This is a genomic window from Streptomyces sediminimaris (assembly GCF_047049295.1).
GTDB lineage: Bacteria > Actinomycetota > Actinomycetes > Streptomycetales > Streptomycetaceae > Streptomyces > Streptomyces sediminimaris.
Window position 1 is genome coordinate 8,282,459 of record NZ_JBJWOT010000001.1, and the last position, 24,575, is coordinate 8,307,033.

A 24,575-nucleotide genomic window follows, 5' to 3' on the forward strand; every position below is an offset into this window, starting at 1 on the left:
TCACACTGGACGATCTGGCGCGCGGTACTCATGCGGGGGGCGAAGTGACGCGTACACATGATCACATGGGCGAAGAAGCCGTCGTGTCGCGTGACGCCGGGGCCGAGTTAGGATTTTCCGTCGGTGAGAGAATCAGTGAGATCTATACGATTCTCGATCAGCAAGGCGCGGACCTCGTGTCCAGCGTGGTATCGGAAGAACAGGCGCGCCCCCTGGGGCGGGGTGGATCGGGCACGGTCTATCTCGCGTCGTACCGTGGCATGCAACTGCGGGCTCTGAAGTTCCTCACGCTGAACTACCTTTCCGGTGACACGGGGCAGCATGCGACGGATTTCCACGAGGTGTTCGACCGGGAACGTGTGGTCCTGTCGACCCTGGCGCACGGCAACATCGCCCGTCTGTACGACACGGACAGTTACCGGGACGCAAACGGCGTCGAATGGAAATACATAGCAACTGACTTCATCGACGGTGATGAGCTCCTCCCGGCGCTGAAACGGGAGGCCGTGACACCGGACGAGGTCTACAACGCCATTTCCGATGTGCTGCGGGCAGTCAGCTACATGCACGGAAAAGGTGTGCTCCATGCCGACCTGAAATGGGAGAACATCAAGTGTCGGCACTCTCCCACCGGGATAGAGGCTGTACTGCTCGACCTGGGCACGGCGCATTATGTCGCCGAAGAGGGCTCGGCGCCGCTCCAGTTGACCTTCGACAAAGCATCGGCCCCCCGGGTTCGCTTCATCACGACCAAACGGATCACCCATGCCCTGCATCAGCAGTACCGCAGGAAGATCGTGGACAAGGAGACTCTGCGGCAGCTCTTCCCGTACCACGACCTGCATGCCCTGGGAGTCCTCCTGGATGAGATCCAGGAGGACCCGGACATCGCGAAGAAGCTCCAGGCTGTGATCGGCAAGGACGGACTGAGCGCCCTCGACATCATGTCCTACAACCTGCGGAGGTCCCCCGAGCCGGAGCCGAAGCCCCACGCACTGGACCATAAGCGGGTCATCCAGTACTCGTCCGTGGAGCAGGTCTACCGCGACTGGCGGAAACTGCGGAGAACGTACCTCGCACCGGTCAACGTGCCCGAGTTGAGCCTTGCCGCAGAATTCAAGTACTCGGTGCCCACCGCGGCCGGTCGAGGCGTGGTCACACCGAGGCTGTCGCAACTCATCAACCACAAGCTTTTCCAGCGTCTGCGACGGGTGCCGCAGTTGGAAATGACGCTGATGAAGTTCCCCGGCGCCACCCACACCCGCTTCAGCCACTCGTTGACCATGTTGCGCAACACTCGGTACTACCTCGCCCACCTGCTCAACGACCCGAAGTTCAGGCTGCTCTGTGAACCAGCGGATCTGGAAGCCACGATCCTGCTCGCGCTCCTCCACGACGTGGGCCACTACCAGCTCAGCCACATGTTCGAGGACTACGCGAGCGCCCAGCGCAGAGCCAGACACGACGATCCCTGGCGCGCCATCGACTTCGACATCCCCTCCGACGACGACCTCTTCTGGTGCATCGTCGATCCCCAGCGGGACTCGTCGCTGCGCGGCGGTTACGGAGGCGTCGTGGAACAGGCATGGCGCGCCAGCGAGGCACGGTTGGGCCTGACGCCGGCTCCCGCCATCTCCGAGATCATCAGGAATGACTTCAGCGAGGCCACCTATGAGGCGATGCTGCGTATTCATCACGCGATCTACGCGACGGACGCCTACGCCAAGGCGACCCCGGCGCAGCTCGTGCTGGGGTCGGTGCTTTCCTCGGATGTCGATGCCGACAAGGTTGCCTACCTGATCGAGGACTCGCTCCGCTCCGGGGTTCCGTACGGCTCCGGAGTCGATTTCGACGGCCTGCTCGGTGCCCTGCGCATGCCGGACGTTCACGACATCCGGGGAGGGCCGACGCTCGGCATCACACAAAAGGGACTCGCAGCCGCCCAGTCGATCGTGGTGAGCCGGAATCTGATGGTGGGGCAGGTCTATTGGCAGCACACCAACCGGGCGGCCACGGCCATGATCAAATATGCCATTGCCCGGATGCTGCAGCGCGGATTCCTTTCGATGCCGGAATTCCTGGGCGCCACGCTGTTCCTCGAATACGACGCAACGCTGAATCACCTCTTCGAGAAGTTCGAGGAGTGTCGTGCCGAGACAGAGGTCAACCCGATCGCGAACCTGCTGGACGGTGAACGGCGTATCTACGACACCGCCTTCTCGACGGCACGGCTGGGCCGGGAGGCCAGCGAACACGTGGGCACCGTCCTGACGGGGAAGAGCTTCGCAGGAGTCATCAACCTGGAGAGTGACCTGCGGCAGATAGTCAGGGAAGCGTCCGGCATCGGTGACATCGCGAACGGCGAAGTGCTCGTGGACGTGCCGATCAAGGAGCGGGAGCGCGGATCGGGAGACCGCGGCGGCCAGGTGCTCGTCTATGACGACCGGAGCGACACGCAGGGCACCACGCTCCGGACGTACACGCCGTTCCTCCAGGCGCTGAAGGACCAGCACATCCGGGAGAACCGGATCTGCCGGGTCTTCGTGTCCCCGCGCATCTCCGCCTCCGACACCTTCGAGGCGGTCGTGGAAGCACTGTCCCAGCACATACGGCAGGAGTATTCGGACTGATCGGCAACTGTTCCCCGGACCGTGGTGGCATTGATCTGAGGTTCTGCCGTGAGGCCGACCCGTCCATGCCCGTCTCTTCCCCCCCCCCGCTTACCGGTCGGGTGCCGTGTGCCGTGGGTCGCCCAGGGGGCTCCTGCTCTCAGACGCGGCGTCCGCACGGCGCATGGCACTTCGGGCACTGCAGGGTCGGCCGTCTCGGCGCCTCGCCCACCGTCCCGGGACCCGGATCGCCTCTCTCTATCATTGGCCCGGCTGCCGTGAACAGCCATTTCACCGAAGCTTTCAGGTTGTCGTCAGGTTGGCCCGGTGGGACTGAAACTCATGTCACAGAAGCGCCAAAACATTGGCAAAGGCATCTGTGGGAAAGAGAGTTCAGCGTGTCATCGTGCGGCCCATGAGCACCGAGCAACTCCTCGAAGACCGGCCCCTCGTTCCGCTGCGCGCCATGGCGAACAAGGTGCCGGAAGTGACCGTCTACTTCTGGATCATCAAGGTCCTCACCACCGGGATGGGGGAGACGGCGTCGGACTTCCTGGCGCGTCTGCTCGGGCCGGTGCCGGCGGTCGCGCTCGGTGGTCTCGCCCTGGTGGCCTCCCTGGCGGTGCAGTTCGCCGTCCGCCGGTACGTCGCGTGGGTGTACTGGACCGCGATCGTCATGGTCAGTGTGTTCGGCACGATGGCCGCCGACGTCCTGCACGTCGGCCTCGGCGTGGCCTATACCGTGTCCACGCCGCTGTTCCTCACCGCGCTGGCTGCCGTGTTCGCGCTCTGGTACGCCGTTGAGCGGACCCTGTCCATCCACGGGGTCCGTACCCGCCGCCGCGAGTCCTTCTACTGGGCGGCCGTCCTCGCCACCTTCGCCCTCGGGACGGCGGCCGGGGACCTGACCGCCACCGCCGGTTTCGGCTACCTCGGCTCGGTCGTCCTGTTCGCCGCCGCCATCTGCGTGCCCGCGCTCTGGCACCGCTTCGCCGGCCTGAACGCCGTGACCGCCTTCTGGGCCGCCTACGTGATCACCCGCCCGCTGGGTGCGTCGTTGGCCGACTGGATGGCACTCGGCCGCTCCCGGGGCGGGCTGGCGCTGGGGCTCGGGCCGGTCACCCTCGCCTGGACGGCGGCCATCGTCGGATTCGTCGGCTACCTCGCCGTATCCCGCCGGGACACGCCGGACGGCAGGGCTGCATGACAGCCGACGACCACACGGGATTCGATCCGGCGGCCACCCTCGACCGGATCAATGCCGCGACCGAGCACCTCATGGAGACGGCGGCCCGGTTCACTGACGCCGATGTGCGTGCGCCTTCCCTGCTGCCGGCCTGGTCACGCGGGCACGTGCTGACCCACCTGGCCCGTAATGCCGACGGCGGCCGGAACCTGCTGATCTGGGCCCGGACCGGAGAGGAGACACCGGAGTACCCGAGCCTGGCCGCCCGGGACGAGCAGATCGAGGCAGGAGCGGGGCGCAGCACCGCCGAACTCGTGGCCGACCTGCGCGGCGCCTCCGCCCGGTTCGCCGCCGAATACCGCAGGATGCCGCCCGAGGCATGGAACAGGACGGTCCGCTGGACGCGCGGCCAGGAGCGAGCCGCCCTGCGTGCCGCCGACTCCCGGTTGTGCGAGGTGCTGATCCACCACGTCGACCTGAACACCGATTACACGCCCGCCCAGTGGCCCGACTGCTTCGTCCGGGACATGCTCGGCCGGGTGGCGGCGTCCTTCGGCGCTCGCGACGACGCGCCCGCGATGCGGCTGCACACCACCGACACCGGGATCACCCACGACATCGGCGCCCCAGGGCAGGCACCGGTCGTCCACGGCCCGCAGACCTCACTCCTGGCCTGGCTGCTGGGACGCTCCCAGGGCGCCGACCTCGTCGTCCACGGAGCGTCGGAGCTGCCCGCTCCACCATTCCTCTACTGATCGACGGCGCTCGGCGGCGTTGGACCGCCGAGCGCCTCGATCCACGCATCGACAACTCACCACCACCGCTCACCGAAGTGTCGCCGTTGCCGTTTGCGGGCCCGTCCACCGACGCCCCGTCAGTGCAGCCAGACGAGTACCGCGTCGTCCGCCCTGGCAGCAGCCTCGAAGAACTGTGCAAGCCCGTCGTACCAGGGGCGCCCCCGCTCCAGCGCACCGGGCTCGCCCCGTCCGTGGGGACACGCCTCGGCGCCGGTCGGTTCAGCGGGATGCGCGCCACTGATGAGCCGGTCGTAGCCCGTGGCCCGCAGCGCTCTCGCCGCGAGCTCGACCCGCTCGGGCCGTAGGTACTTCGGAGGCGCGTCGCCCCACTCCTCGTGCTCGGCGAACGCCTCCTCACCGTCGATCACGTTCACGGGGAACTCGGCACGCGCCAGAAGGAAGCGGAGCCTGTCCCAGAAGTGGTACGTGCAGAAGTAGCGTTCTTCGCCCGGAGCGGGCTCCGTCTCCTCCTCGCACTGGATCTCTTCCATGAAGTCCAGGGAGCAGGCGGGGTCTTGGAGCGCCTGATCAAGTTCAGCAGCCGTGATGCGCAGGTACTCACCGATCATGTTCATGGCCGGAGACCGGTGGGGCCGCTGGACGACGACCGTGGCGTTCCGCCGTCAGGACCGGGCGAGGACACAGAACTCGTGACCCTCCGGGTCGGCGAGGCACGTCCACGGGACGTCGCCCTGGCCGACGTCGAGATCGGTGGCACCGAGGGTCCGCAGCCGGGCCACCTCCGCCGCTTTGTCGTCTCCGACGCCCGGGACCAGGTCGAGATGGACACGGTCCGGCACGGTCTTCACGTCGGGCGAGCGGTGGAACTCCAGATACGGGCCGACGCCCTCGGCCGAGCGCCACACCGCGCGGTCGTCGGTCACCTCGTGCAGGGTCCAGTCCATCGCCTCGTCCCAGAACCGCGCCATCGCCCGCGGGTCCGCGCAGTCGACCACCACCCGGGCGATCGGCCCGGTGTCCCGGTACGGGTCCCGAGGCTCCAGCACGCAGAACTCGTTGCCCTCCGGGTCGGCGAGCACCGTCCACGGCACGTCGCCCTGTCCCACCTGGGCGGGCGTCGCACCGAGGCCCTGGAGACGCGCGACCAACTCCGTCTGCTGGGCCGTAGAGGTGGTGGCCAGATCGAGGTGCACCCGGTTCTTCGTCGTCGTCTTGGGTTCCGGGACGGCGATGACGTCGATACATACGCCGACCGGGTCCAGCCAATCGAAGCCGAGGGGTTTGGCGGCGGTCGCGCCGGATCCCTCGCCGGTGACACTCCAGCCGAGCGCCTCCGCCCAGAACCGGCCGACCGCCGAGTCGTCGAGAGCCTTCACGTTCACCAGGACAGGCCGCAGTGTCATGCCGGCGATCCTATGTACCCGCGCTGCCACGACACGCGCAGGTCCTGGGATCAAGCGTGGGCAGCGGAAGCGGCCGTGGTGCGGCCCGGAGCGCGGGGCCGGCCGGGAAGTTGCAGAATGCAGAATTGCTTAATTTCGCAATTGGTTAGATGCTGTGTCGGCTGTGCTCGCAGGTGCTCGCGGCGCAGCCTTTCGCACCCGCTCCGTGGCGGGGCCCCGTAGGGAGAACGAGGGTCGTGTCCGTTTCGCCGTACCAGGCCGGCGCCGAGGTCTTCCGAACGCTGGGGCGCCCCGTGCGGCTCCGGACGCCGGAGCTGCCGTGGGGCGGGACGATGCCGCTGCGGGGCGACAAGCCGGCCGCCCCCGCGGTGGAGCCCCCCGGGACGGTCCGGCCACGAGCGGTGTCGCTCTGCTGGGGGATCACCGCTTCGGCGCTGCAGGGCCCGGCAGCGGTGCGCGCCCGCAGCGGGCGCGCACCGCTGTCCGGCCGGGCTCACGGACCGTACGACACATCCCTGCGCCCGCACCCCAAGACGGTCGCCGGCTTCCGCCTCGCTCGCGTGGAGAAATGATGACTGCCGCTCTCGGTGCCCGTCACAACCGGCACGTGCTCACCCTGCCCAACGAACCCTCCGCGGTCCGCCTGGCCCGCGAGACCGCCGAGCAGGCGCTGGCCGAGTGGGGGATAGACCTGCGCCGGCCTGTCGTGGACGCGGCACTGCTGATCCTCAGCGAGCTGGTGACCAACAGTGTCCGGCACGCCGCCGAGCGGTCCCCGCAGATCATGGTGATGTACGCGGCGAGCGGCAGCCATCTGTCCTTCGCCGTCCAGGACCGACACCCCCACCGGCCGTCACTGCACTCCTGCACTCGTGGCGGCCTCGGCATGGTCACGGAGCTCACCAGGCAGCTCGGCGGCACCGCGGCTGTGCAGGGCGACGACGACGGCAAGAGCATCGTGATCACCCTTCCCTTCTGATGGACGGCTGTGCCGACGGGCCCCCTGGGGAAGCGGTCCGCGTACGGTGCGCGGCGCGTGGGACGGCGAACGCGCCGCCGCACCTGGTGGGCGTGACCCGCACCACTCTCACCTTATGACTTCAGCAATTGCGAATATTGGCAATTGCTGACATTCTCAGTACCGACTCCGGTGACCCGGTTCCCGCCCCCGCGGGTTCGGCGCAGCCGTCGCCGCAGGCGAGGATGGGTCGCATGTTGTTGACGAATGGGTGGATGCGATGGACCGGGCTGCGGTCGGTGGGACGACGCTGCTGTGTCGGGCAGGGGAGGGCACGATGAGCACGCCGCTGTACCAACTGAAGGCCGAGTTCTTCAAGACCCTCGGCCATCCGGCTCGTATCCGGGTCCTGGAGCTGCTGAGCGAGCGCGAGCACGCGGTCGCGGAGATGCTGCCCGAGGTGGGCATCGAGCCCGCGCACCTGTCCCAGCAGCTGGCCGTGCTGCGGCGGGCGAACCTGGTCAAGACCCGCAAGGAGGGCTCGACCGTGTACTACTCCCTGATCAGCCCCCAGGTGGCGGAGCTGCTGCGGGTCGCGCGGACGATCCTGACCGGCGTCCTGTCCGGCCAGGCCGAGCTCCTTGCCGACCTGCAGGCCGCGCAGGGCGAGTCGAAGCCGCCGTCGTAGCGGCGGCCCCTTGACCGGCGGTCGTCTCCCCGGGCCGGACAGCGCTCTGTGGCACCGGGAGACGGCCGCCTTGATCCCGCCGCCGGCGTGCCCCGTCCAACAGCCATCCACACATCCGCACCGTTCGCACCGTCCTTCCGTGAGGAGCTCATGGGCCTGTTGCGCAAGATCCGCGAAGTCGGGCGAGTGGCCGAGCCCGCTGCGCCGCGCCCGGACGGCGCAGCCCTGCCGCAGGCCCGGGAATTGGCTGGATCGGCGCAGGTGCGGTGCGTCGACGCGGGTTCCTGCAACGGCTGCGAGGTCGAGATCGCCGCGGCCTTCAACCCCGTGTACGACGCGGAGCGGTACGGCGCCCGGCTGGTGGCCTCGCCCCGGCACGCGGACGTGGCTCTGGTGACCGGGCCCGTGACGCGCAACATGGCCGAACCGCTGCGGCGCACGGTGGCCGCGATGGGCGAACCGCGGCTGGTGGTCGCGGTGGGGGACTGCGCGATCAACTGCGGCGAGTTCGCGGGTGGGTACGGCGTCCAGGGCGCCGTGGCCGACGTCGTACCGGTGGACCTGGCGGTGCCCGGGTGCCCGCCGGAACCGGCGGAGATCGTGGCGGCGCTGCGGAGCGTGACCGGACGGTGAGCGTGATCCCGGCGGCCCTCGCGACGGCCACGGCACTGGGCGGTGCGGGCGCACTGGCCGGCCTCGTGCTGCCGTACCGGCTGCGCGTGCCGGCCGTCGGAGCGCTGACGGCGGGCGTCGGAGCCGCCGGTGCCGCGGCGGGCACGGCCGCACTGGGCGGACGTCACTGGACGGCCGCCTTCCCCGGGCTGCTGCCGCTGGCCGGGGCGCACGTGGCGGTGGACGCGCTGGCGGGCCTGTTCGCCGCGGTGGCCGGAGCCGTCGTGGTCGCGGTCGCCGTGTACGGCATCGGCTACGCGGCCGGGCACGGCCCGCACGGCCTCGGCTCGCGGACCGCGCAGGCGGTGCTGCCGCTGTTCGCGCTCACCCTGGTACTGGTACCGGTGGCCGCGTCGGTGTCCACGTTCCTGACGCTGTGGGAGCTGATGGCACTCGCCTCGCTGCTGCTGGTCCTCGCCGAGCACCGCGACCGCGCCTCCGTGCGCCTGGCGGGCGTCTGGTACGCGGTGATGACGCACCTCGGTCTGGTGCTGCTGCTCGCCGCCTTCGTGCTGCTCGCCGCTCAGACGCACGGGGACACCTTCACCGCACTGCGCGCGGGCGCGCACGGCGTCTCGCCGACGGTGCGAGGAGTGGTGTTCGTGCTGGCCGGACTCGCGTTCACCTCGAAGGCGGGCGCACTGCCGCTGCATGCCTGGCTGCCCCGGGCGCACCCCGAAGCACCCAGCCCCGTCTCGGCGTTGATGAGTGCCGCCATGGTCAACCTCGGCGTCTACGGTCTCGTCCGCACCGGCCTCGACCTGCTCGGCGGCGGACCGGCCTGGTGGTGGCTGGCGCTCGTGGCGGTCGGCGGCATCAGCGCGGTCCACGGGATCCTGCAGGCGGCGATGGCCTCCGATCTGAAGCGGCTGCTGGCGTACTCGACCAGCGAGAACATGGGCCTGGCCTTCATCGGTGTCGGCGCCTGCGGGCTCTACACGTCCTACGGCAACCGGCCGCTGGCCGCGCTGGCACTGGCCGCCGCGCTGCTGCACGTGGTCAACCACTCGGCGTTCAAGGCCCTGTTGTTCTGCGCGGCCGGATCGGTGCTGCGCGCGACCGGCCTGCGCGACCTCGACCGGCTGGGCGGGCTGCGCTCCCGCATGCCGTACACGGCCGGGCTGTTCGCGCTGGCCGCGCTCGGCGCGGTGGCGCTGCCGCCCGGCAACGGGTTCGTCAGCGAGTGGCTGCTGCTGCAGTCCCTGATGCACGGTTTCCAGGTGCCGGGCGTCGCGGTGGCGATCGCCCTGCCCCTGTCGGTGGCACTGATCGCCCTGTCCGCGGGCATCTCGGCGGCCGCGTTCGTGAAGGCGCTCGGCGTGGGCTTCTTCGCCCGCCCCCGCAGCGGACCGGCCGCCACGGCCGAGGAGTCACCGGCCCTCATGCTCGCCGGGATGGGCCTGCTCGCCGCCGCGTGCGCGGCACTGGCGCTGGTGCCCGGCCTGCTGGGTGACGGCCTGGACCGGGCCGTGGCCGCCTCCGGGCTGCCGGGCAGCGGCGGCGTGACCGGGGGCGGGCTGCGGGTGCGGCTCACGGACATCTCCGCGTCGCTGTCGCCGCTGTGGGTGGTCGCCGCCCTGACCGGTTCCGTGCTGCTCGCCACCGGCCTGCCCCGCCTGTACGGCCGCCGCAGGCGCCGCAGGAACGCACGGCTGTGGGACTGCGGCGGCGGGGCACCGACGCCGCGCATGGCCTACACGGCCACGTCGTTCGCCGAGCCGCTGCAGCGCGTCTTCGACGACGTCCTCGCGCCCGAGCAGGACGTCGACGTCACCCCGGTGCGCGAGTCGGCGTATCTGGTGGAGCGGGTGCGCTTCGAGCGCCGGGTGCCCGACCGGATCGAACACCGCCTGTACGAGCCGGTGGTGCGGGCCCTGGCCGGCACGGGCCGCGCGGCCCGGCGGCTGGCGGGCGGCAGCGTGCACCTGTATCTCGGCTACGGCTTCGCCGGCCTGGTCGCAGTGCTGTTGGTGTTGGCGGTGGGCTGGTGAGAACGAGGACATGAGCGCTGTCGGATATGCGGCCGTGGCCGGCCAGGTGGCGGTGGTCGGCGCCGGGGCGCCCCTGCTGACCGGGTGGATGCGGCAGGTGCGGGCCCGCCTGGAGGGCCGGGCCGGCGCCGGGGTGCTCCAGCCCTGGCGGGACGCCCGCAAACTGCTGCGCAAGGAACCCATCAGCCCGCTGGGAACCGGGCCCGCCTTCCGCGCGGCCCCGGCGCTGCTGGTGGCCACCACGGTGGTCGCCGCCGGCCTGGTCCCGCTGCTGTCGACCCGCACCCCGGTGAGCGCCCACGCGGACCTCGTCGTCGTCGTGGCGCTGATCGCGCTGGGCACCCTGGCGCTCGCCCTGGCCGGCCTGGACACCGGCACCGCGTTCGGCGGCATGGGCGCCTCGCGGGAGATGACGGTGGCCGCCCTGGTGGAGCCGACCATCCTGCTGTCGGTGTTCGCACTGTCGATACCGGCCGGCACGACCAACATCCCCGCCATCGTCGCCGGCGCGGTCGGGGAACCGGCCCGGCTCGCCTCCCCGGCCGGCCTGCTGGCCACGGCCGCGCTCGCGGTGGCCGTCCTCGCGGAAACCGGGCGGATCCCGGTGGACAACCCCTCCACCCATCTCGAACTCACCATGATCCACGAGGCGATGGTGCTCGAGTACGCGGGCCCCGACCTGGCCCTGGTCGAGCTCGGCGCCCAGATGCGGCTCACCCTGCTGCTGGGACTGCTGTCCTCCCTGTTCCTGCCGTGGGGCATCGCCACCGGGGCCTCGTGGACGGCGCTCGTGGTGGCCCTGGTGCTGTTCGCGGCGAAGGTCACCCTGCTGGGCGCGGTGCTGGCGGCGGCCGAGGTGTTCTGGGCCAAGGTGCGGCTGTTCAGGGTGCCCGAACTGCTCGCCGGGTCCTTCCTGCTGGCGCTGCTCGCGGTGACCGCTTCGTACTTCCTGGGCGGAGCGTCGTGAACGGCGACCTGTACACCGAACTCCTCGACCTGGCCTGCGGGGCCTTCCTGCTCGCCGCGGTGCTGGTGCTGTGGCGGCGCGAACTGGCCGCCATCGTCCGCGTCTTCGCCCTGCAGGGCGTGACCCTCGCCGCCCTCGCCGTGCTCCTGGGCGGGCACGAACAGCGGTGGGACCTCGTCGGCGTCGGCGTCGGCATCGGACTGCTGCGGGCGGGCCTCCTGCCGCACCTGATGCGCCGCGCCCTGACCGTACACACCGCCGACCGTGCGCACCGGGAAGAGGCGCGCGAGACACAACCGCTGGTGAACGTCGCCGCCTCGCTGCTGACCGCCGCCCTGCTGACGCTGCTGGCCTACGCGGTGGCCCACCCGCTGACCGCGCTGCACCCCACACCGGCGACCCGGGCCCTGCCGGTCGGCCTGGCCGTTGTCCTGATCGGCTTCTTCGTGCTGGTCACCCGCCGGCGGGCACTGGCCCAGGTGGTCGGCTTCCTGCTGCTGGACAACGGCATCACCGCCACCGCCCTGCTGGCCACCTCCGGCGTGCCGCTGATCGTGGAACTCGGCGTCTCCTTCGACGTGCTGCTGGCGGTACTCGTGCTGCAGATCCTCACCACCCGCATGCGGGAGGCGTTCGGCAGCACCGACCTCGACGACCTGCGGGAGCTGCACGACTGATGAGCCCGACCGTCTCCGCCCTGCTGCTGACCGCGCCCGCCGCCGTGCCGCTGGCGGTGGCCGGCGCCTGTGCGCCGGCCGGGCGGTACACCCGCACACCCGCCGCCGTCTCCGCCACCGCACTCACCCGGTCCGGGCCGCGGACGTCCACGGGGGCGGCTGTCCTGGTCGCCGAGGCACCCGGGCCCGAGCCGACGGTGACGACGCGGCGGCGGGAGCGGGCCGCGCTCGTCTCACCCGTCGCGATACTCGCCTGCGGGAGCCTGCTCGCGGCGGGCGTCCTCGACGACGGCCCGCGCAGCGCGTACTCCGGCCTGTTGCGCGCCGACGCGCTGACCGCCTGGATGCTGCTGGTGGTCGGCGCGGTGGCGCTGATCGCCTGTGCCGGCGCGCCCGCGTACCTGCGAGCGGAACGGGCGGCCGGCCGCGCCACGGAGCGGACCGTGTGGCGCTACCACGTCCTGGTCCAGGCGTTCCTGGCCGCGATGTGCCTGGCCGTGGTCACGGCGAATCTCGGCGTGCTGTGGGTCGCGGTCGAGGCCACCACCGTCGTCACCGCCTTCCTCGTCGGCCACCGCCGCACCCGCACATCGGTGGAGGCGGCCTGGAAGTACGTGGTGATCTGCTCGGCCGGGATCGCGCTGGCCTTCCTCGGCACGGTGCTGATCTACTACGCGGCCCGGCAGGCGGGCATCGCCGAGGCGTGGGCGCTCGACTGGCCCACCCTCGTCGCCCACGCCGACCGCCTCGACCCCGCTGTCACCCGGCTCGGCATCGCCCTCGTCGTCCTCGGCTTCGGAACCAAGGCCGGCCTCGTGCCGCTGCACGCCTGGCTGCCCGACGCCCACAGCCAGGCTCCGGCGCCGGTGTCCGCGCTGATGTCCGGGGTGCTGCTGTCGGTCGCCTTCGCCGCCGTCCTGCGCTACCGGGTCATCGCCGACGCCGCCCTCGGGCCCGGCTTCACCCGTGTGCTGCTGGCGGTCATCGCCCTGCTCACGCTCGCCCTCGCGACCGGGCTGCTGCTCGCCCAGCGCGACTACAAACGCATGCTGGCCTATTCGTCCATGGAGCACATGAGCCTGATCGCCCTGGCCGCGGCGATCGGCAGCCCGCTCGCCCTGTCCGCCGCGCTGCTGCACGTCGCCGGCCACGGGCTGGCCAAGTCGGTCGCCTTCTGCGCCTCCGGACACATCCTCCAGCTCACCGGCACGGCGCGCATCGGACGGGTACGGGGGCTGCTGGCCAGGGCGCCCGCGACGGCCGGGGTGTTCGGGGCGGCGGTGGCGGCGCTGATGGCGTTCCCGCCGTTCAGCCTCTTCACCTCCGAACTGGGCATCGCCCGCGCCGGTTTCGCGGCCGGCGCCCAACTCGCCTGGGCCACGGCGACCGCCCTGACGCTCGTGCTGGTGGCCTTCGCCGCGCTCGCCGCCCGCACGGCCCGGATGCTGCTCGGGCCGGGATCACCGGGCGAGGAGAGCCCGTCCGCCCTCTGGCCCCTGATGCTGGGCCTGTCCGCCTGCGCCGCCCTGGGCATCGCCCTCGGACCGCTCACCGACCTGCTGCACGCCGCCGCCCGGGCGATCGGAGGCTGACACGATGCGCAAGTCCTACCAGAGCAGTGCCGTCACCCTGCCCCGGCACGCCGAGAACCTGCTCGCCCAGGGGTACCGGCTCGCCCTGGTCTCCGCGCACATCGACGAGGCCGGGCCGCGCGTGGTGTACCTGTTCACCTCCGGACCGCCCGACAGTCGCGTGGAACTGAACATCCGCCTCGACCCGGACCGGCCGGAAGTGCCGACGCTGGCCCATCTCTCCTTCGCGGCGGGCCGGTTCGAGAGGGAGATGCGTGACCTGTTCGGCATCGTCCCCCAAGACCACCCCCTCCCGCGCCGTCTGGTGCGCCACTTCCACTGGCCGCGCGGCTGGTATCCGATGCGCCCCGATGCCGGACCCCCGCCCGCCTTCGGCGAGCAGGAAGGCCCGTACCCCTTCCTGGAGGTCGAGGGCGACGGCGTCTACGAGATCCCGGTGGGCCCCGTCCACGCCGGCCTGATCGAACCCGGCCACTTCCGCTTCTCCGTCGTCGGCGAGACCATCCTCAAGCTCAAGGCCCGCCTCTGGTTCGTGCACAAGGGCGTCGAGGAGCTCTTCCAGGGCCGCACGGTCGCCGCCGGCCTTCCACTGGCCGAGCGCGTCAGCGGCGACACCGCCGTCGGCCATGCCCTCGCCTACTGCCTCGCCGTCGACGAGGCCACCGGCACCGACGTCCCGGCCGAGGCGCAGCGCGCCCGCGCGATGCTCCTGGAACTGGAGCGTGTCCACAACCACGTCGCCGACCTCGGCATGCTCTGCAACGACGTCGGCCACTCCGTCCTCAACGCCCACGCCCAGCGGGTACGCGAGCGGCTCCTGCGCCTCAACAAGGAGATCACCGGCCACCGGCTGCTGCGCGGCGGCGTCGTCCCCGGGGGCGCCGCGCTGCGCGCCCTGCCCGACCCCGCCCGCCTCGAGGAGATCGGCGCGGACGTCCGGGACATCACCGACCTGGCCCTTCGTCACTCCACCGTCCACGACCGCCTCACCGGTACCGCGATCCTGAGCACGGCCGCGGCCCGGGAGATCGGCTGCCTCGGCTACGTCGCCCGCGCCAGCGGCATCGCCGACGACGCCCGGATCGCCCACCCCTTCGCGCCGTACGACGACGGCGGGTTCACCGTGCCCGTCCACGACGAAGGTGACGTCCTGGCCCGCTTCCTGGTCCGCGCGGAGGAGATCGACGTCTCCCTGCACCTGATCGAGCACTTCGCCCACACGCTGTCAGCGCCCATGGCCGTGCTCGCGCCCCCGTCGACGCCCGGTGCGGGGCCCCGTACCGGGGTGGGGCTCGTGGAAGGCTGGCGCGGCACCATCGCCACCCGTGTCGAACTCGCCCCCGACGGCACCCTGACCCGCGTCAAGCCGGTCGATCCGTCGTTCTTCAACTGGCCCGCTCTGCCGGTGGCGTTGACGGACACGATCGTCCCGGACTTCCCCCTGACCAACAAGAGCTTCAACCTCTCCTACGCGGGCAACGACCTGTGAGGGCTGCCCTGCCTGAAGGCGGGGGAGCCGAGACTGCTCCAGCCGCGGCGCGGACACCGGCAGGACCGGCTCCAGGCACCGGGCCCGCCGTGGGAGCGATCATCTAGGCTGGCGCGGTGACTGATGAGCGGGAGCGGGCGCGGCCGTCGGGAGTGTGGGCCACGGCGGTGGGAGTGGCCAGGGTGCGGGCCCTGGAGACCGAGCGGGAGAACGCGCTGTTCCACGATCCGCTGGCACGCGCCTTCGCCGCCGCGGGTGGCCTGTGGCCCACCACACCGCCACCGCCCGGTGACGATGACGAGGCCGCGCGCCGCCGCCGGCTCGCCGTGGCGTTCTCCATCGTCATCAGGACGAGGTTCCTCGACGACCTGCTGCAGCAGGCCTCCGCGGCCGGGGTCCGGCAGGTCGTGCTGCTCGGCGCCGGCATGGACAGCCGGGCCTTCCGGATGGACTGGCCCGAGGGCACCCGGCTGTTCGAGGTCGACACCGCCGCGCCGCTGGACTTCAAGGCGTCGGTGCTGCGCCAGGAGCGGGCCGTCGCACGCTGCGAGCGGATCCCCGTCGCGGTGGATCTGCGGGAGGACTGGCCGGGCGCGCTGGCCGCCGCAGGGCACGACGCGGCGGCGCCCACCGTGTGGATCGCCGAGGGGCTGCTGATCTATCTGCCCGAGGACGCGGTGGAGGTGCTGCTGGCCCGGATCGGCGCCCGGTCGGCGCCGGGCAGCCGGATGGGGCTGACGTTAGGCTCACGCGGCGTGATCGAGCGCTTCGGCGCGGACGCCGTGCCCGGATCGGCGGCGTCCCTGTGGGTCTCGGAGATGCCCGACGACCCGGTGGGCTGGCTGGCCGGGCACGGCTGGCAGGCCGAGAGCCACACCCTGCGCGAGCGTGCCGCCGCCTACGGCCGCCCGATGAGGACCCCGCCCCGGCGCGAGGAGCGGCCCGGCGGACTGATCTCGGCGGTCCGCCGGTAGCGCGCCTACCGGTCACGAGGACCTGGGCGGCCTTGCCCGCGCGCGTCGGCTCGCTCGCCGGTGCGCGGCGAGGGGCGCCCGCCCGGGAGCGGCACGCCGCCATACGCTCACGCTGCCTGGGCCGCTCGTGCCGGGCGCCGCAGGTGCCGCCCTCCCTCTGCGGCGGCCCGACGGGTCGAGCGGAGAGGACGCGGGGATCCGCCGCCGGCGGACGGGTGGCGGATCAGGTGCCCGGCCGGGACGCCCGGACGGCAGCGCTCGGCGGCGCAGACGCGGAGGAGCCCCGAGCGTGGCCGCCTCACGCGAAGTCCGCCGCGGTGCCACCGGGTGCCCTCGTCCGTCTCTCGCCCGTGCGAGGGCACGGCTTCTCGCACCGCCTGCGGGGGTGAGAGCAGCTCATGCTGCGCCTCGTGCCTCCAGCCGGGTTCCGGCCGTCGTGGGTGCCCCGACCGCCGCCCCGTCAACTCTCGCCGCACGGCGGCAGGTCAGGGCATGGGACGTCCCGGCCTCGCGCCACTTGCCTGCTGCCGGGGCCCTTGCGCCAAGAGCGCGGTCCACAGTGGTCAGCGCCAACCGGGGCGGCGGGCACGACCACGGCGCCCCACTCCACCGGAAGGGACGCAGAGATGACCATCCGCAGGCGCCTCGTGGCGCTCGCAGCCACCACAAGCCTCGCCGGCCTCGCCGGCCTCCTCGTGATCGCACCTGCCCGGGCGACGACCGCCATGCCGGCCCCCGCCGGCCTGGTCACTCCGGCCTACCCGTCGATGGAGTGCTCCACCACCCAGTACTACAACTCGTGGATCGGCTGGAACGAGACGGTCCCCAGCCACACCCTGTCCCAGGGGGACTACGGCGACTACTGCGTCGCCAACCTGCAGTGGGGCATCGACCACATGTACGGCGACGCCGGAGACCAGACGCCCCTCGCCATCGACGGCAACTTCGGGCCCGACACCTACAAGTGGGTGAGGCAGTTCCAGACCGACTACTACAGCTGCTCCGGCCGTTCGGTGGACGGGATCGCCGGAAACAAGACGAATAGCTGCATGCAGTATCTGGAAGGCGTCTTCTAGCCTCGGTCTGCCGCGCCCGGAGTCCTCGGGCTCACCGGTCCCGCGAATGAACGGCGTGGACCGCGCCGGAACGTCAGGACCAGCTCACCGGTGACGGCGGGGCTCAAGCCGTGCGCGGCTCGGACCGTGGTGGTCAGGGCGAGAGCGGGAGTGGGCTCGGTGGATCCGGCATGGGCGGCGGTCCGACTGCGCGAAGCCGCCGCCTGATCCCGGGGACCGTGCGGTAGGCGGCGCACAGCTGCCGGAGGGCGGCCTGTGCGACGGTGTACCGGCGGACGGCGGCGGCGCGGGAGGCGGCGCGGTCGGCGTCGGCTGCTGTGCGCAGGGCCCGCTGCCACAGCTCGTCCCGGCGTGGGTCGGGAAATGGGCGCAGGCTCTCCGCCCGGGCCGTCGTCATGGCGAGATCGCGGCGGAAGGCGTCGAGGACCTCGTCGTGGTGCCGGTGCGTCAGCTGCCGGTCCTCTGTCCGGTGGCCCGCGATGCTCCGGCAGACGGTGAGGCCGCGGTCGAGACGTTCGAGTGTTTCCGCGCCGTCGGCATCGAGCCAGTCGATGAGCTGGTAGCGGAGCACGGTCGGGACGTGGTCGCGGTGGTCCGGGAGCGCCGACCGCCCCGTGGCGCGTGTCCGGAGCGCGGCGGCGGCGGTGGCCAGGCGGGCACGTGGCCCGCTGATCAGACGCGGTCGCAGAGTGGAGGCGATCACCGGGCCGACCACCAGGGCCGCGACCGGTGCGCCCCCGAAGACGGCCGCTGTGAAGACCCCCATCGGTCCCTGGGCGACGAAGGCGGGCAGGGCCGCAGGCGAGGCCGCGTGCAGTGCGGCGAAGTAGGCCGTGAACGCGAGGGAGAGGGACAGCATCGCGGAGAAGGCACCGGTGCGTGGGCGGCGCAGCGTGCGATAGCGGTCCGTCCAGGTCGGGTGGGAGCTGCACAGGCTCAGCAGTCGGCGCGCCACGCCGTGCTCGTCGGCCGCGGTCGCCCGCCAGGTTCCCGGATGGGCTCCCCAGGCCACGGCGTCCAGGTCGGCGCAGAGTTCGCGGCGACGCAGCAGGCCGGCGCAACTGAGGTAGAGCATCAGGCCGAGTGTGGTGGTCAACAGCAGTTCATCCGTATGGGGCCGGTCCTGGGGCCAGGGCGCGGGGAGCCGGTGGCCCAGCGGCCCACCGGCGATCTGCCAGCCGCGCAGTGCGAGGTAGGGCAGCAGGACGGCGACGAGGAAGGTCCGCCACAGCGCGAGCGAAGCGGTGCCGAAATGCGCGTCGTCGTTGCGGACGTGGGACAGCTCGTGCAGGACGACGGCGTCGAAGGCGGCCGGGTCTGCTGTGAGCCGGGCGACCAGGCCGGCGTGCAGGACCACGGTGCGGCGGTGGCGACGCCCGAAGACCAGGGCGCCCGCGGTCAGGGCGCGCGGGTCGATCGCGAAGCGGGGCGCGGTGGCGAAGCCGAGGCCGGCCTGCGCGGTGAGCTGCGCGAGGCGTCGCGCGAGGTGGCCGTCCCGGTGGGGGAGGGGAACCAGCCGGCCCCGGCGGTTTCGCCACCAGGCCGAGACTGCGTAGACGGCGAGGGCGAGCGCGCCGACGAGCCAGACCGTTCGGATGGTGGTGTCCGCGACGGCGGACTCGAAGTCGGTCCGGCAGGCGACCATGTCGTGGGCGAGCGTGCAGGGATTGTGCGCGCAGGTACGGCCGCCGGTGACACGCAGGCAGTGCAGGTACCAGTCGGCCGACGTGGCCGCGACGATCGTCTCGCTCGAGACGAAGACGTAAGAGCCGAGGAAGAGGAACCACAGGGCGATGAAGCGGGGCGTCGTCCCGGCGCCGGGGCGGCGCGGGACGATGGCGTCCCCCGGCCGTGCCGCCTCGCGGCGGGCCGTGCCGCTCATCACTGCGCGTCGTCGGCGGCCCGGGCCAGTCGGGAGACGACGCTGTCGGCCAGGGCGGTGGAGCGCTCCTCGGCGATGCCGGCGGCGCGGGCGCCCTCGACGACCTGCCGGTGGACGGCGTCGAGCTGGTCGGGCGTCAGGACCGGTAACACGGAGGGCGGTTCGGGCCGTCGCAGCAGGCGCCGCAGGGCTGCCCGCAACCTCGGCCGGACCCCCTGCGCCACGCCGTCCACGGTAAGAGTGGCGGCGTGCTTGACGGCCTCGCTGACCGCCAGCCACACCACTGGTGTGACCAGAGCGGAAACCTCCAAGCCGCCGAAGCCGAGGGGTTCATGGGGGCCGCGGCGGCGGCTCAGCAGCCGTGTCACGCTGGCCTCGTCCGCGGTGTCGAGGCCGTCGAGGATGACCAGCTCTCCGGGGGCCGTCTCGGCGACGACATCCCGCACGACCTCCCGCACGGTCGCGCCCGCCACGTGTTCCCCTTCCTGCCCGGCTTCTTCCACCGTCCGTCAGCCTAGTGCCGGAGTGCTCCGGTTTCGAGACGCCGCATCCCCGTGGGGTGTGGTTCCTGTGATGGGATGACGGGCTCGACCTCGCGGGCCGCCGACCTCAGGCAGTCGATGTGCAGGTCCTGCCTGAGCTGGTCGAGAGCTCGTGCAGCGAAGGGGCCCTCGTGCCGAAGGTTGTTGAGGTGCTGACCGTCAGTACGGGGCACCCGAACGCGGTGCGGCCCCTGATGGTTGCCGGCTCGGACGGGGACGGCCTCCTCGTCCCGCTCACGAGGCAGAGCCGGCGATGCACGGGTGGGACCTCGGTACCGGTGCGGCATTGTGGTCCTGCGTGGAGGCACTTCCCGGCTGCAATGACGCGGTGCTCGCCGGGCTTCCCTTCGGGCGGCGCGTTCTGGCCGTGTCGACCGAGGGCGGCGTCGAGCGCTGGGACGCCCTCACCGGAGATTCTCTGGACGGTCTGGATTCGTCGGACTGGACGATCCGTCGCTGCACTTGATCAGCTCGATGGAACCACGCTCGCGGCTCGTGCTCCCTTCCTTGTGGTCAGTGCTTCCGGTCGAACTGTTCTTGCACGGACGCCTCGATCCGCTCGGTGGACGCCTGGGCGGTGATCACGTCGCGCGGGTAGGTGCGCATCGCCACCAGCCCCAGCAGGCCGGCGGCGATCGGGGCGAGGAGGAAGAAGAGCAGCGTGTACTGCAGGCCGGTGCCGCTGTCACTGCCCTGGCCGCCGAACAGGTTGCCCGAGAGGTAGCCGAAGAGGGTGGGCGCGGCGGCTTCGGACAGGGTGCGCAGCATGGTGCGCACGCCTTCGCCGGTGCCCCACAGCAGGGGCGGGAGGATGTCGAGCCGGGCGGCGTCCAGGGGTGGATTGGTGGCGCCGAGCAGCAGTGCGCCCACGACCAGGAGAGGCAGGGCCACGGCGAGGGACGTGGCGTACACGGCTGGTGCCAACAGGAGCGGTACCGTCAGCATGCAGACGGTGGGGACGAGGGCGCGGGCGTTGACGCGTCCGCCGCGCAGCAGCCGGTCCGCGATCCGCCCGCCGGTCAGGACGCCGGTCAGGGCTCCGATGCCCACGACGAGGACGAGTGAGGTGGCCACGGAGGTGGGCACGCCGTAGTGGCGGGTGGCGAAGAGGGTGGCGAACGAGCGCAGTCCGGTGAAGTAGAAGTAGCCGAGCGCGGATGCCAGGATCAGCACCAGGTTGGTGCGCACCCGAAGGATGTAGCGGATCGACCACCACGTGGACCGCTTGCGCGGGTCGGAGTCGAGGATCAGGTTCTCGTGCGCGTCGATGTGCGCGCGCTGCGCCGCCCGCGTGGCCGGATCGCTGTCCGGTCGGGGGTCGTCCACCGGGTGGGAGGTGCCGTGGTGTCGGCCTCGGGCGTCCGCCCCGGCCTCGTCCCGCTCGTCGGGGATGTGCTCCTGGCCGGGTTCCAGGCGGGACTGCCCGCCCCGCGCGGGTTCGGGGAGGCGGTGGATGAACCACACCAGGACAGCTCCCGGGATGACCAGCCACCAGAAGGCGAAGCGCCAGGTCAGGAAGGATCCGATCGAACCCGACAGAGCGAAGCCGATGCCGGTCCCGGCGAGTTCGCCGGCGAGGATGAGCCCGTACATCCGGGCCCGGTCGCTCGTGGGGAAGTAGTCGCCCACCAGGGAGGCGATGGTGGGGCCGGCGGTGGCGGTGACGGCGCCCAGGGCCGCGCGGGAGGTCAGCAGCCACAGGTAGGTGGTACTGGCCCCTGCCATGATCATCGCCGCGGCCCACAGCGTCACGCTGATGGCGAGCAGCCGGGTACGGCGGGTGCGGTCGGTGAGCAGACCGACGGGAATGGTGAATACCGCGCTGGACAGCGCGACGACAGAGACCAGCAGGCCGATCTGGGTGTTGTTGATGCCGAACGCGTGCGCGAGCTGGGGCGTCATGGCGGAGACCGTGCCTTTGTCCGCGCCGTCCACCGCCAGGGCGCCGGCCAGAGTCAGTACGGCCCTCGCCCGGGCCGGCCCGCCGAGGGCACGTACTCCTCGCTCGGCCACGGCCGGCACGTGCCGGGGCCGCTTCATGCTTGGTCTCGGGACGGCGAGCCGGCGGCTTCCCGGCTCGGTGCCTCGTCGTCTTCCCGCTCGCCGCCTTCGGCACTGAGCAGGGGGGAGCGGGACAGGACCATCACGGCTGTCGCCACGGCCGCGGCCGCCAGGACCGCCAGCAGGATGAACAGGCCACCGCGGACCTGCTCGTGGAAGATCAGCACCCCCCACAGGATGGCCACCACCGGGTCCGCCATGGTCAGGCCGGGCTGCGTGGCCAGAAGCCTGCCCGCGTTCATCGCCGACTGCAGCAGGAACATGGCGCCCGCGCCCACGATGATCATCGCCCACAGCTGCCAGCTGGTGAACACGCTGATCAGGCCCTGGGAAAAACGATTCGTCATGCCCTTCATCAGCGCGGCGGTGAGGCCGAAGGCGCAGCCGGTGGTCGCACCCAGGACCGCCGCCCGCCGGGCACCCGATGCCCGGCGCCCCCACAGCACGCCGGCCGCGATCAGCATCAGGTTGGCGCCGCAGCCGATCACCCATTCCCACCAGGTGACAGAGGACGTCGACCCGCTGCTCGGCCCGAGTGCGATGAGCAGGCCGGCCAGACCCACCGCCATGACCGCCGAGGCGCCCCACTCGCGCCGGCCCAGCCGGCTGCCGAAGAAGAACCCGGAAAGGATCAGCGCCGCCGGCAACTCCAGGGCGAGCAGCGGCTGCACCACGGAGAGCTGGCCGTTGCCCAGGGCCACAGCCTGCAGCAGGAATCCCGCGATGATCGAGGCGACCCCGCCGAACCACACCGGACGGTGCAGCAGGTGCCACACCAGGCGCAGGCTCAGGTTCTCCTCCGCCGGCTCCCGGCGGGCAGCCTTGCGCTGCAGAGCCGAAGCCAGCGCGTTGGCCACGGCTGCCAGCACGGCCAGCAGGGGGCTAAGCACGGCACCCACCGGTGGCCGGCAACGTCGCCGGCCACATCACTGTCGGGATCAATGAGATGGTACGCACCCTGGCCTGGTAGCCCCATTTCCACCGCGTGACACCTCAAAAGCGAACGAACGGTGCATCCAGTCGGTGAGTGAGGGATGGCTGAGCCGCGTCAGTCCAGGCAGAACTCGTTGCCTTCCGGGTCGGTCATCACGATGAAGCCCGCGCTCATCGGGGGAGCGGGCTCGTGGCGACGTACCCGCGTCGCTCCCAGCTCGACGAGCCGGGTGCACTCGAGCTCCAGCGCCGCCATCCGCTCTTCTCCCTGCAGGCCGGGAGCCGCCCGGACGTCCAGATGGACGCGGTTCTTGGCGGCCTTGTCCTCCGGGACCTGCTGGAAGAACAGCCGTGGGCCGTGCCCGTCCGGGTCCTCGATGGCCGATCTCGAGTTGCGCTGCTCCTCCGGTACGCCGATCCGCCCGAGGAAGTCGTCCCACGCGGCCAGTGCGTCGGCACCCTCGGGCAGGTCGACTCCGGGCGGGCCGGGATGGACGTAGCCCAGTACGTCGCGCCAGAAGGACGACAGCGCACGCGGGTCGTGGGCGTCGAAGGTCACCTGGATGTGGCGGCTCATCGGGTTGCTCCGTTCGTGGCGGGACGCGTGTGGAGGTACAGGTCGCGCGGCAGGCAGTGCAGAAGGAGGGCAGTACGGGCCTTGGCAAGGTCCGTAGAGAGTAGCGGCCCGCCGGAGTTCTCCGGCGGGCCGCCGTGGCAGACGCCCGCAAGCACCGCTGCCTCGGGCTGAAGGTGAACGCGGGCGCGCCGAGTGCGCCGCCCCAAGCTGCCTGCGGCCGACTACAGCTCCTTGGGGCGCAGGGTGCTGTCCGGGCGCAGGGCGCCGTCGTCGTCGAGGTCGTCCAGCACGGCGGGCAGGCCCTTGGTGAGCATCTTGGTGCGGACGGTGCCGAGGATCTTGGCCATGACGAATCCTCCGGCGCCGGTGAAGCCGGTGTGGTGGTAGGTGAAGCGTGTCCCGGCGCCGTGCGGTGCGAGTCGGTAGGTGACCTCCGTCGTCTCGCCGCCGCCCTCGTCCTGCCAGGAGTACCGCAGCAGCGTGGGCTCCCGTGCCTCCAGGACCTCGCACAGCACGACGCCGCTCCATCCCGGCTTCGGCTTCGCCACGAATGTGAACGTGGTGCCCACGGCGGTCGCGAAGCCCTCGGGGCGCGCGCCGGCGCCGGTGGCCGTCCAGAGCGGGATCAGCTCCGGATCGGTGACCGCGCGCCAGACCTTGCGCGGCGGGTGGGGGTAGTCGCGGACGATGTGGATGGTGCTCATGGCGGGCTCCTCGGGCAGAAGGGACGGTGGCAAGAACATACAGTCACTGAAAATTTATAGTAACAGAATTATGGTGGGAACTGGATTACGCTGCCCCCATGGGCATGCGCACTGTGGACTGGACGGCCTTGCGTCGCCGCGACGAGGAACCGGCGTCCGAGGGACTACGGGAGCGCAAGAAGCGGCTGTTGCGGCGGCAGTTGTCGGACACGGCCACCGAGATGTTCATGGAACGGGGCTTCGACGCCGTGCGTGTCTCCGAGATCGCCGAAGCGTGCGGGGTCTCGGAGAAGACCGTGTTCAACTACTTCCCCACCAAGGAGTCGCTCGTCCTGGACCTGGGGGAGGCCACGTTGGGCTCCCTGCGGACGACGCTGGCGGATCCGGACCTGTCGCCGGTCGAGGCCGTGCTGAAGATCTTGTCCGAGGAGCTGGCGGGCCTCATGTCCTGGCTGAGCGAACAGGACGATCCGGACGGGGCGAAGAGCCTGCTGCTGCGTTTCGGCGTGCTGATCAGATCCACCCCGTCCCTGCGGGCCCATCAGCGCGACATGAGTGATCAGCAGGTCGCCGTAGCCGCCGAAGTCCTGGCTCGGCGCAGCGGGATGAGTCCCGACGACCCCGAACCGCAGATCGCCGCGGCCTCCCTGCTCGCCCTGTGGCCCATCCAGTTCCAGGCGCTCCGCAGGCACCTGAACCGCGCCCGGACCCCCGAGCAGCTGCACGACATGGTGAGCGCCGACGTCCAGCGCGCGGCCCGGCTCGTCGACCGAGGACTGGCCTCACTGGGCGACGCCTGATCCGGGGTCCCATCACCGTTCCAAAGGGGAGGGCAT

24 protein-coding genes are annotated in these 24,575 nt (G+C 71.5%); 16 read left to right on the top strand and 8 right to left on the bottom strand.

The genetic code is table 11. From position 1 onward, the window contains the following. Positions 1 to 65 precede the first annotated feature (65 nt). From ACJ9NR_RS37740 to ACJ9NR_RS37750, 3 genes are all read left to right on the top strand, one after another. A complete protein-coding gene (locus tag ACJ9NR_RS37740) occupies positions 66 to 2,630 on the top strand; it encodes a protein kinase domain-containing protein (RefSeq protein ID WP_412492821.1) in 2,565 nt (854 codons plus the stop codon). 394 nt (positions 2,631 to 3,024) lie between these two features. Beyond that, positions 3,025 to 3,816 (top strand): COG4705 family protein, encoded by a 792-nt coding sequence (locus ACJ9NR_RS37745; RefSeq protein WP_412492822.1) that lies wholly within the window; start codon positions 3,025 to 3,027, stop codon positions 3,814 to 3,816. Then, entirely contained in the window at positions 3,813 to 4,550 is a 738-nt protein-coding gene (locus ACJ9NR_RS37750; protein ID WP_412492823.1) for a maleylpyruvate isomerase family mycothiol-dependent enzyme, read from the top strand. Before ACJ9NR_RS37745 ends, ACJ9NR_RS37750 begins: the two co-directional genes overlap by 4 nt. A gap of 119 nt (positions 4,551 to 4,669) precedes the next feature. Here ACJ9NR_RS37750 and ACJ9NR_RS37755 read toward each other — a convergent pair whose 3' ends face one another. Together ACJ9NR_RS37755 and ACJ9NR_RS37760 are read right to left on the bottom strand one after the other, a co-directional pair. Further along, positions 4,670 to 5,167: a DUF1877 family protein gene (locus ACJ9NR_RS37755; protein ID WP_412492824.1), complete on the bottom strand. Its 498-nt coding sequence runs from the start codon at positions 5,165 to 5,167 to the stop codon at positions 4,670 to 4,672. Positions 5,168 to 5,215: 48 nt separating this feature from the next. After that, a complete protein-coding gene (locus ACJ9NR_RS37760) occupies positions 5,216 to 5,956 on the bottom strand; it encodes a VOC family protein (RefSeq protein ID WP_412492825.1) in 741 nt (246 codons plus the stop codon). 236 nt (positions 5,957 to 6,192) lie between these two features. On the opposite strand from ACJ9NR_RS37760, the gene ACJ9NR_RS37765 reads away from it, so the two are divergent. From ACJ9NR_RS37765 to ACJ9NR_RS37815, 11 genes are all read left to right on the top strand, one after another. Next, a complete protein-coding gene (locus tag ACJ9NR_RS37765) occupies positions 6,193 to 6,528 on the top strand; it encodes a hypothetical protein (RefSeq protein ID WP_412492826.1) in 336 nt (111 codons plus the stop codon). Continuing rightward, positions 6,528 to 6,935: an ATP-binding protein gene (locus ACJ9NR_RS37770; RefSeq protein ID WP_412492970.1), complete on the top strand. Its 408-nt coding sequence runs from the start codon at positions 6,528 to 6,530 to the stop codon at positions 6,933 to 6,935. Before ACJ9NR_RS37765 ends, ACJ9NR_RS37770 begins: the two co-directional genes overlap by 1 nt. A 316-nt stretch (positions 6,936 to 7,251) precedes the next feature. Continuing rightward, positions 7,252 to 7,602 (top strand): ArsR/SmtB family transcription factor, encoded by a 351-nt coding sequence (locus tag ACJ9NR_RS37775; RefSeq protein WP_412492827.1) that lies wholly within the window; start codon positions 7,252 to 7,254, stop codon positions 7,600 to 7,602. A 150-nt stretch (positions 7,603 to 7,752) separates the two neighbouring features. After that, the gene (locus ACJ9NR_RS37780; protein ID WP_412492828.1) at positions 7,753 to 8,235 is read left to right on the top strand and encodes an NADH-quinone oxidoreductase subunit B family protein; all 483 of its coding nucleotides are present in this window, start codon (positions 7,753 to 7,755) and stop codon (positions 8,233 to 8,235) included. Beyond that, positions 8,232 to 10,265, top strand: coding sequence for a proton-conducting transporter transmembrane domain-containing protein (locus ACJ9NR_RS37785; RefSeq protein ID WP_412492829.1), 2,034 nt, complete (start codon positions 8,232 to 8,234; stop codon positions 10,263 to 10,265). Before ACJ9NR_RS37780 ends, ACJ9NR_RS37785 begins: the two co-directional genes overlap by 4 nt. A gap of 10 nt (positions 10,266 to 10,275) precedes the next feature. Continuing rightward, the gene (locus ACJ9NR_RS37790; protein WP_412492830.1) at positions 10,276 to 11,232 is read left to right on the top strand and encodes a respiratory chain complex I subunit 1 family protein; all 957 of its coding nucleotides are present in this window, start codon (positions 10,276 to 10,278) and stop codon (positions 11,230 to 11,232) included. Then, a complete protein-coding gene (locus tag ACJ9NR_RS37795; RefSeq protein WP_412492831.1) occupies positions 11,229 to 11,909 on the top strand; it encodes a hypothetical protein in 681 nt (226 codons plus the stop codon). The genes ACJ9NR_RS37790 and ACJ9NR_RS37795 overlap by 4 nt, the downstream gene beginning before the upstream one ends. After that, positions 11,909 to 13,501 carry a proton-conducting transporter transmembrane domain-containing protein gene (locus ACJ9NR_RS37800; protein WP_412492832.1) on the top strand — a complete coding sequence of 531 codons (1,593 nt, stop codon included), beginning with the start codon at positions 11,909 to 11,911 and terminating at the stop codon, positions 13,499 to 13,501. The genes ACJ9NR_RS37795 and ACJ9NR_RS37800 overlap by 1 nt, the downstream gene beginning before the upstream one ends. A gap of 4 nt (positions 13,502 to 13,505) precedes the next feature. Beyond that, positions 13,506 to 14,990, top strand: a complete 1,485-nt coding sequence (locus ACJ9NR_RS37805; protein WP_412492833.1) for a hydrogenase large subunit — start codon at positions 13,506 to 13,508, stop codon at positions 14,988 to 14,990. A 152-nt stretch (positions 14,991 to 15,142) separates the two neighbouring features. Then, entirely contained in the window at positions 15,143 to 15,964 is an 822-nt protein-coding gene (locus ACJ9NR_RS37810) for an SAM-dependent methyltransferase (protein WP_412492971.1), read from the top strand. Between the two features lie 626 nt (positions 15,965 to 16,590). Beyond that, positions 16,591 to 17,040, top strand: a complete 450-nt coding sequence (locus tag ACJ9NR_RS37815) for a peptidoglycan-binding domain-containing protein (RefSeq protein WP_412492834.1) — start codon at positions 16,591 to 16,593, stop codon at positions 17,038 to 17,040. Between the two features lie 133 nt (positions 17,041 to 17,173). Here ACJ9NR_RS37815 and ACJ9NR_RS37820 read toward each other — a convergent pair whose 3' ends face one another. Continuing rightward, positions 17,174 to 18,922, bottom strand: a complete 1,749-nt coding sequence (locus tag ACJ9NR_RS37820; protein ID WP_412492835.1) for a M48 family metalloprotease — start codon at positions 18,920 to 18,922, stop codon at positions 17,174 to 17,176. Beyond that, positions 18,922 to 19,395, bottom strand: a complete 474-nt coding sequence (locus ACJ9NR_RS37825; protein ID WP_412492836.1) for a hypothetical protein — start codon at positions 19,393 to 19,395, stop codon at positions 18,922 to 18,924. Before ACJ9NR_RS37825 ends, ACJ9NR_RS37820 begins: the two co-directional genes overlap by 1 nt. 367 nt (positions 19,396 to 19,762) lie before the next feature. Here ACJ9NR_RS37825 and ACJ9NR_RS37830 point away from each other — a divergent pair, with 367 nt between their 5' ends. Then, positions 19,763 to 19,930 (top strand): hypothetical protein, encoded by a 168-nt coding sequence (locus ACJ9NR_RS37830; protein WP_412492837.1) that lies wholly within the window; start codon positions 19,763 to 19,765, stop codon positions 19,928 to 19,930. A 47-nt stretch (positions 19,931 to 19,977) separates the two neighbouring features. On the opposite strand, the gene ACJ9NR_RS37835 is transcribed toward ACJ9NR_RS37830, so the two are convergent. The 4 genes from ACJ9NR_RS37835 to ACJ9NR_RS37850 all read right to left on the bottom strand — a co-directional run bounded on the left by ACJ9NR_RS37835 (position 19,978) and on the right by ACJ9NR_RS37850 (position 23,739). Then, on the bottom strand, positions 19,978 to 21,477 hold the full coding sequence (locus ACJ9NR_RS37835; RefSeq protein WP_412492838.1) for an MFS transporter: 1,500 nt from the start codon (positions 21,475 to 21,477) through the stop codon (positions 19,978 to 19,980). Positions 21,478 to 21,500: 23 nt separating this feature from the next. Next, positions 21,501 to 22,415: a DMT family transporter gene (locus tag ACJ9NR_RS37840; protein ID WP_412492839.1), complete on the bottom strand. Its 915-nt coding sequence runs from the start codon at positions 22,413 to 22,415 to the stop codon at positions 21,501 to 21,503. A 158-nt stretch (positions 22,416 to 22,573) separates the two neighbouring features. Continuing rightward, a complete protein-coding gene (locus ACJ9NR_RS37845; RefSeq protein WP_412492840.1) occupies positions 22,574 to 23,035 on the bottom strand; it encodes a VOC family protein in 462 nt (153 codons plus the stop codon). Between the two features lie 221 nt (positions 23,036 to 23,256). After that, on the bottom strand, positions 23,257 to 23,739 hold the full coding sequence (locus tag ACJ9NR_RS37850) for an SRPBCC family protein (protein WP_412492841.1): 483 nt from the start codon (positions 23,737 to 23,739) through the stop codon (positions 23,257 to 23,259). Between the two features lie 98 nt (positions 23,740 to 23,837). Between ACJ9NR_RS37850 and ACJ9NR_RS37855 the strand changes: the two genes are divergently transcribed. After that, entirely contained in the window at positions 23,838 to 24,539 is a 702-nt protein-coding gene (locus tag ACJ9NR_RS37855; protein ID WP_412492842.1) for a TetR family transcriptional regulator, read from the top strand. Positions 24,540 to 24,575: the final 36 nt, after the last annotated feature.

Excerpts from the sequence above, each read along its gene's own strand:
- ACJ9NR_RS37750 (WP_412492823.1), top strand. The coding sequence starts at position 3,813 with ATGACAGCCGACGACCACACGGGATTCGATCCGGCGGCCACCCTCGAC.
- ACJ9NR_RS37820 (WP_412492835.1), bottom strand. The coding sequence starts at position 18,922 with ATGAGCGGCACGGCCCGCCGCGAGGCGGCACGGCCGGGGGACGCCATC.
- ACJ9NR_RS37760 (WP_412492825.1), bottom strand. The coding sequence starts at position 5,956 with ATGACACTGCGGCCTGTCCTGGTGAACGTGAAGGCTCTCGACGACTCG.
- ACJ9NR_RS37775 (WP_412492827.1), top strand. The coding sequence starts at position 7,252 with ATGAGCACGCCGCTGTACCAACTGAAGGCCGAGTTCTTCAAGACCCTC.
- ACJ9NR_RS37805 (WP_412492833.1), top strand. The coding sequence starts at position 13,506 with ATGCGCAAGTCCTACCAGAGCAGTGCCGTCACCCTGCCCCGGCACGCC.
- ACJ9NR_RS37790 (WP_412492830.1), top strand. The coding sequence starts at position 10,276 with ATGAGCGCTGTCGGATATGCGGCCGTGGCCGGCCAGGTGGCGGTGGTC.
- ACJ9NR_RS37745 (WP_412492822.1), top strand. The coding sequence starts at position 3,025 with ATGAGCACCGAGCAACTCCTCGAAGACCGGCCCCTCGTTCCGCTGCGC.
- ACJ9NR_RS37780 (WP_412492828.1), top strand. The coding sequence starts at position 7,753 with ATGGGCCTGTTGCGCAAGATCCGCGAAGTCGGGCGAGTGGCCGAGCCC.
- ACJ9NR_RS37755 (WP_412492824.1), bottom strand. The coding sequence starts at position 5,167 with ATGAACATGATCGGTGAGTACCTGCGCATCACGGCTGCTGAACTTGAT.
- ACJ9NR_RS37815 (WP_412492834.1), top strand. The coding sequence starts at position 16,591 with ATGACCATCCGCAGGCGCCTCGTGGCGCTCGCAGCCACCACAAGCCTC.
- ACJ9NR_RS37855 (WP_412492842.1), top strand. The coding sequence starts at position 23,838 with ATGGGCATGCGCACTGTGGACTGGACGGCCTTGCGTCGCCGCGACGAG.
- ACJ9NR_RS37770 (WP_412492970.1), top strand. The coding sequence starts at position 6,528 with ATGACTGCCGCTCTCGGTGCCCGTCACAACCGGCACGTGCTCACCCTG.
- ACJ9NR_RS37850 (WP_412492841.1), bottom strand. The coding sequence starts at position 23,739 with ATGAGCACCATCCACATCGTCCGCGACTACCCCCACCCGCCGCGCAAG.
- ACJ9NR_RS37845 (WP_412492840.1), bottom strand. The coding sequence starts at position 23,035 with ATGAGCCGCCACATCCAGGTGACCTTCGACGCCCACGACCCGCGTGCG.
- ACJ9NR_RS37740 (WP_412492821.1), top strand. The coding sequence starts at position 66 with ATGGGCGAAGAAGCCGTCGTGTCGCGTGACGCCGGGGCCGAGTTAGGA.
- ACJ9NR_RS37800 (WP_412492832.1), top strand. The coding sequence starts at position 11,909 with ATGAGCCCGACCGTCTCCGCCCTGCTGCTGACCGCGCCCGCCGCCGTG.